At 64.8% G+C, this 6,110-nt stretch carries 4 protein-coding genes and 1 tRNA gene; 1 reads left to right on the plus strand and 4 read right to left on the minus strand.

The window, feature by feature from the left end; all coding sequences use genetic code 11:
* Positions 1 to 372: 372 nt before the first annotated feature.
* Together ACIKT0_RS11620 and ACIKT0_RS11625 are read right to left on the minus strand one after the other, a co-directional pair.
* Entirely contained in the window at positions 373 to 666 is a 294-nt protein-coding gene (locus ACIKT0_RS11620; protein ID WP_407105499.1) for a hypothetical protein, read from the minus strand.
* Positions 667 to 851: 185 nt separating this feature from the next.
* Positions 852 to 2,096 (minus strand): tyrosine-type recombinase/integrase, encoded by a 1,245-nt coding sequence (locus ACIKT0_RS11625; RefSeq protein ID WP_407105500.1) that lies wholly within the window; start codon positions 2,094 to 2,096, stop codon positions 852 to 854.
* A 119-nt stretch (positions 2,097 to 2,215) separates the two neighbouring features.
* Here ACIKT0_RS11625 and ACIKT0_RS11630 point away from each other — a divergent pair.
* A tRNA-Arg gene (locus tag ACIKT0_RS11630) sits at positions 2,216 to 2,309 on the plus strand.
* On the opposite strand, the gene ACIKT0_RS11635 is transcribed toward ACIKT0_RS11630, so the two are convergent.
* Both ACIKT0_RS11635 and ACIKT0_RS11640 read right to left on the minus strand, forming a co-directional pair.
* Entirely contained in the window at positions 2,280 to 3,947 is a 1,668-nt protein-coding gene (locus ACIKT0_RS11635) for a recombinase family protein (RefSeq protein ID WP_407105501.1), read from the minus strand. The two genes, ACIKT0_RS11630 and ACIKT0_RS11635, sit on opposite strands and share 30 nt — an antisense overlap.
* 132 nt (positions 3,948 to 4,079) lie before the next feature.
* The coding region (locus ACIKT0_RS11640; protein ID WP_407105502.1) for an AAA family ATPase at positions 4,080 to 6,110 on the minus strand (2,031 nt) is incomplete at its 5' end.

Here is a 6,110-nt window from a genome sequence, read left to right on the forward strand (position 1 = left end):
CTGCTCGAACCCATCGGCAACATCCCGCCAGCCGAAGCAGAAGAGCGCTATTACGCAATGCTGAGCGAGCCGGCTATCGCGGCGTGACTCAAACGAAGCGGCCTCCGGAGAATCCGGAGCGGTTCACCTCGATCTTGAAGCGGGGCCACACGTCGACTACCGGGAGTGCGTCAGTTGCCCGCTCGGCCTCGCGCTGGGAGCGTTTGATAAGATCAAGCTCGCGCGGCTGAAGCTGCGCCGACGTGGTGATGAGGACGTCCTCAGAGGGCGCACGTCCCCGTTGCCCGGGGGTGCCGGGAGTAATGTCTGACATCAGATGAATACTTTGATCTATGGAACGACAGGCCGCGGCATCGGGCAGCCGTTTCTGTTTCAGGCGCTTTTGACTGCTCGCGACAGGTACTCGCGAAGATCTCCCACACGATATGTGATCCGCGCTCCGATCTTCTCGTATGCTGGTCCCGTCGACGACACGCAGCGAATTCGTGCGAGCGTCGCTTCCGACAGCGGCGCGCCCATCGCCTGAAGGAAACGCGAAGTCAGCTTCGGAGTAAGCGGCATCTCCGCAGGGAGTCCTGCCGCCCACTCATAGGCTTTCAGCGCATCGTTCAGGTCACGCTCATCAGAGCGACCGATGGCGCAAACTTGATCCTTTAGAACTTGCATCGCCCTTCACTCCGTTGCTCCGGTGCAGGCGAACGTATTTCGATTTTTCGTCGGTTGTCATCGCCGCTTGCGAGACCACGCGGTCGGCAGGGACGAACCCGATGTGGGCGGCTCGCCGCCCTTAGGCGCTCCGCCACAACTGCTCTCCCGAAGTAGTAACGGGGAGCTTTAAGTTCGGGCCGAGATCACGAAAACATTTGCAGATTGATCTCGGCTGCGACGGCGTCCGCCGCAGCAACCAAGACAGCGTCCAGATGATGAACATACCGGGACGTCACCGTCCGGACTGAGTGGCCAAGTAAGGCAGCGATGGTTATTTCGCTGTAGCCCAGATCTGCGGCAACGGACGCGAAGCTATGGCGCAGCGTATGCGGCGTCACGTCGGTGAAGCCCGCTCGACTCGCGATCCGCTTCCACGCGCCGGGCAAGCCGCCGAAGGCACCATCGCGCCGGACGGCCGGCAACACATGGGCGGCTCTCCCGCACAGCATGCTTGCCCTTTTTAGTTCGTCGAGCGCGGCGGCGCCGACCGGGCGGACCGATGAACCCTCCTTGGAATCAGCGAGGCGGAGGCACTGGCCCTCGAAGTCGACTTCAGTCCACCGGAGCCCCTCGACTTCGCCAAGCCGGCATCCTGTCAGAGCCAACAGCCGAACTCCACAGACCCCCTGCCAGGCCTCGCCACGTCTTTCCCCCTCGAGCAGCGCTTCGCCAAGCCTCCGGAACTCACTCCCGCTTAACCGGCGTCGGCGGACGCCGTCCCGAGGACGGGCGACGCCTTGCGCCGGGTTCGCTTCGAGGTGCCCCTGCGAGACGGCCCACGACAGAATTCCGCCGAGAAGGCCCGCGGTTCTAGCGGCCGTGCCGGGACCTCCCGCGACGACCGCCTTTCCTCGTGCGCGGGTGCGCTCAACTGTAGCTGTCTTCCCGATCTGGACGTCGGCAATGAAACGGACGATGTCGGCCCGACAGACATCTTTGATGGGCTTCCGCCCGAGCAGCGGTCGGATGTGCCGTTCGATCCGGCCGCGGTCCGTCGCGAGAGTCGAGGGCTTTTTCGCTCGACCTCCCTTACCGCGCACCAAGCCCTTTTCTGCCGCCGCGAGGTAGGCCGAACAAAGATCTGCGATGGTGACAGGACTGGACGCCGCGATTCGGTCGGACGCGCGCTCCTTGGCGGGGTTGAGTCCTTTTGCGACATCGCCGAGCACTCCGAGCGCCAGGCGACGCGCTTCCTCGCACGTAATGCGCTCGGCGCGCCCTAGCGCCGTCCTCCAGCTTCTGCCTTCGGCCCGGTACTGCACGACGTAGCTCCGCCGCCCGCTGGCGAAGATGCGCGCGCCAAAGCCGGGCAGTTCGGAGCACCAGAGAAAATAGTCGGCAGCGCGCGGCTCCGCGGCCTCAACAACGCGTTTAGTCAACTTCGGCACGGCACCCACCTCCGTTCCACGGAAGCGCTACGGAAGCGGAAGAAGAGAACGGGTGTCAATCTCGCGCCGTCATCGACAACGCCATTCACACGATTATAGTATGTTTTTCAGTGACTTGTGGACCCGCCGCAATTCAGAGCAATCACGTTCAAAATACCAAGCGCTGCCCTCCGAAGGCAGAGGTCAGAGGTTCGAATCCTCTCGGGTGCGCCAATTCCGTACAAAACCGCGAACCCCGCCGCCGCTTTGCGCGGACGCGCCAATGACCGCCTGCTCGAGGCGCGTTTTGTCGCCGATAATCCGGATAGCGCCGTCGCCGACCTCGACCCGGTCGATGATTGATTGGATCCAGGCTTTGCGGAAAGGCGTGTCGCCTTCGGTGATGTTCTGGCGCATCAGAATCGCGAACTTGTCGATCATGTCTTGGGGGATATCTGCCGCCGGTCGACCGGTGGCATCGATGCGCTCGAGCGCGGCTTTGGCGCGGTCGCGGTCAAGGCGAAGCGACGCAAGGCGCTCCTTCAGGATGTCGTCGATCTCGGCAACACCGTCCTCGACCATGACGTAAAGGCGCTTGAGCTTGTCCTCGGCGGTTTTCAGCTCGGATCTCAGCGATGCGATTCGTTCATCGACTTCCGCCGCTTTCTTCGACCGGCGAGAGATCAGGGACGCCAGCATCTCCCGCAGGCGGGTCGGCTCCAGCAGCTCGGTGGCCAGATTTTCCGCTACGAGGGTATCGAGCGTGCCCATTCGGATCGAGCGCCCAGTGCAGCCGACTTTGCCTTGGCGACCGTGCGTTGAGCAGCTGTAATAGCGATGGACCTGTCCAGAACGTGAGGTGCCGGTCCTCAGCGTCATCAGCCCGCCGCAGCGTCCGCACGTCGCGAGGCCCGTCAGCAGGATCGGCCCAGTCACCACACGCGGCGGCGTCACTTTCGGGTTTCTGGCTTTAAGGGTTTCCGCGACGGCCTCGAACTCGGCGCGATCGATGATCGCCGGGACCTCGATCGGAACCTGCTCAGACTTAGGCTTCTCGCGCTGCGTTTTGGATTCGGTGCGGTTGAACACCCACTCGCCAATGTAAACGCGATTGGTCAGGATCCCGTGCACGGTCGCGATGCCGAAGCGAGCGCCGAGACGGGTCCGATAGCCACGCTCGTTGAGCCAGCAGGTCAGCGCCTTAATTCCCAACGGTCCAGACCGCCCGTCGCCAAGGCGATAGAGCCGGAACATCAGCCGCACGAGCTCGGCCTCGACCGGGTCGACGACGAGCCGCTTCTTCGTGCGCGCACCGCGCTTTTCGACCTCTTCGGTCGTGTAGCCGAGCGGGGCGCGGGAGCCATTATAGAAGCCTTGGCGGGCGTTCTCCTTCATCGCCCGAAGCACGTGCTTGGCGTTTTCGCGCGACTGATACTCGTCGAACAACGCGATCACCTGGCGCATCATGACCTGAGCTGGATCGTCGCCGAGTTCCTGCGTGATGGAGACGAGGCGCACGCCGACCTTGGCGAGGCGGCGCACGTACATCTCGAGACCAAAAGCATCGCGGAAGAACCGGCTGTATGAATGCACGACGATGACGTCGAACGGCTGATCGTCGGCGCTCGCGCGTTCAATCATCTTTTGGAACTCGGGTCGGCTGTCGTCGGTCGCCGAGGCGCCGGGCTCGACGAACTCACTGGCCAGTTTCCAGCCTTTGGCCGCGCAGAAAGCGTCGATCTGCTTGCGCTGGTCGGGGATCGAGAGATCGGATTCCGCCTGACGGCCAGTCGAAACCCGCAGATACGCGCAAGCTCGCAGGCGCCCGTCGAGGCGAGGCGCAGGTTTTGATCTGGCGGTCCGCTTGGACATCAACTTCCTCATCGCATGCGATCGCGTGGATGGTCGCACATTACATCTGCGGAGCCATCACGATGTGCGACCGCGCCGGTCAATATGGCTCGGTTGGCTAACGGGCGTTGGTGCCGCTTATGTAAGGCTCGTTTAGCCATCTAGACCAAGCTCCGCGCTGCGACGTCGCTGGCGCGTCTTGGTCCGCAGCTGACGATCGTCGGATCTGCCGTTGCGATCGATCGAAGCCGTCGTTGGGCCCGCCAGCATCTGCTCGCTGTGGATTGCTCGCGGGTCGTCGGCAGCCAAATAATCCAGGGTCGAAGTTTTTTCGCCAGATCGCGACAGAGCGCGGGCAAGCGCCGTACGGCGTTCCTGCGGCTCGATTGCCCGCTTGCGCTCTCCCAGCGGAAGCTCCGATCGAACTTTTGCGTCGAGATTTGCGCGATCGACAAACAGAGTTGTCGCGCCCCGCGCGCGGCTCGCCGCCACGAAAATGTCGTGGCGGTCCATCGCGCCGTCTACCCAAACCAGCGCTGTCTCCGTCGTCAGGCCCTGAGCGCCATAGACCGTCGACGCGTAGGCGTGGCCGAGCCGAATTCGGCCTTTGTCGTCGGCAAGGTCTTCGGGGGCGAAGCTGACCGCTCGACCGCCGATCTCGGCGGTGAGTTTGATGGCGGAGGTCCCGTCCGCCCTAGCAATCTGGTCGATCCGGGTGAGCCGCGCTTGAGTGCCGTTCACCACGCCGATCGCGTCGTCACGCGCCAGAAACCGCACCTCGTCGCCGACCGCGAGGCCGAGCTCGTGCTCCCGTCCAGACGACGTGACCGCCGTTACGACGACGACGTCTGCGGGAGCGAGCAGACCGTCCTGGCGCAAGCGCGCGCGGACGCCAGCGTTGAGCGCTAGCACCTGCGCGTTGGTCCTCGCGATCAGGACCGGATCGGGTTGGGCGGGACGGGCGACGCGGGCTTCATTCCAGGCAGCGATCATGGCGGCCGCAGTGGCGACCCGGCCAGCGCAATCGCGGATCGCGCCATGCCTGTCCAGCAGCGCCAACGCGTCTGCGGCGCGGCCTTCGCCGAAGCAGGTGACGACGTCGCGTGACCAAGCCTCGCGCTGGCGCACGATCGTGTCGACACGCTCCGTGCCGAGCGCGTCGGCGAGGATGCGCAGGCCCGGCCCGCCGATCGCCTGAAGCTGTTTTCGGTCGCCGACCAGCCGAACCGCGACCTCAAGGCCTGCCGAGCGCGCGCGCGCGACTTCACCGAGGATGCGTTGCATCGCGCGGCTACCGATGAGGCCGGCCTCATCGACCAGTAGCACTGTGCGATCGGTCAGGAAGGGGCGATCGTGCTCGACGCCCGCCAGCCAGCTGTCGATCGCCTTCGCTTCGATCTGAAGATCGTCACGGAGCGCATGCGCGACTTTCCAGGCCGTCGCTGCGACGATGACGCGCCAGCCGGTTTCTCGCCAGGCTTTTGCGACCGGCGCGAGCAAGGTGGTCTTGCCGACCCCGGGCGCGCCCTCGACGATCGCGATCGCCTGAGAACCCGCAGCGAGCCGTGCGGCCTTCGCCTGCTCTGGGTTGAGGCCGGCTGATTGTACGAGCTGCTCGATGCGACGGCCGCGGGGCGCCTCCGAAAGGCGCCAGGTCGCAAAATCTTGTCCGAGCGACTTCAGGTTCCGCTCGATCTCGATGACATCCGGCGTCGAATAAATTGCGTGCGGCCAGCGGGCATTGCGGCCGAGCGCGACGACCTCGCCGGATGACACCATGCGCTCGACCTCGCGCTCCGCTCGGTTTGCGCCCGCGCCGGTGCCGACCAGCGACGCGGCGATGGCCGCGACTAGATGGCGATGTTCGAACAAGGATTGGGTTTCGGTCAGCGCTCGCGGCACGGCTGCGACGCGGGCTTGGACCAGCGCCTCGACAGCATCAGGCGAAAGCTCCCGCGCCTGAGCGCGACTAAGCTCGCGTGCGGACTCGATCACTTGTTCCGGCGCGAAGCCGAGCGCCTCGGCGCGCTCGCGCCACAGCGCATGGCGATCCTCGCGCGTCGCCTCCGCCTTGTTCTTCGCCGCCCGCGTGGCGTGAAGGTGCTGGTCGAGGGGCAGTCGCGCGGCCGCGTCGTCGGCTACACCGAGCGCAAGGAGTTCTTCGAGGCGCGCGTCGAGGCCGTC

This window comes from Hansschlegelia beijingensis (genome assembly GCF_045505405.1).
Lineage (GTDB): Bacteria > Pseudomonadota > Alphaproteobacteria > Rhizobiales > Methylopilaceae > Methylopila > Methylopila beijingensis_A.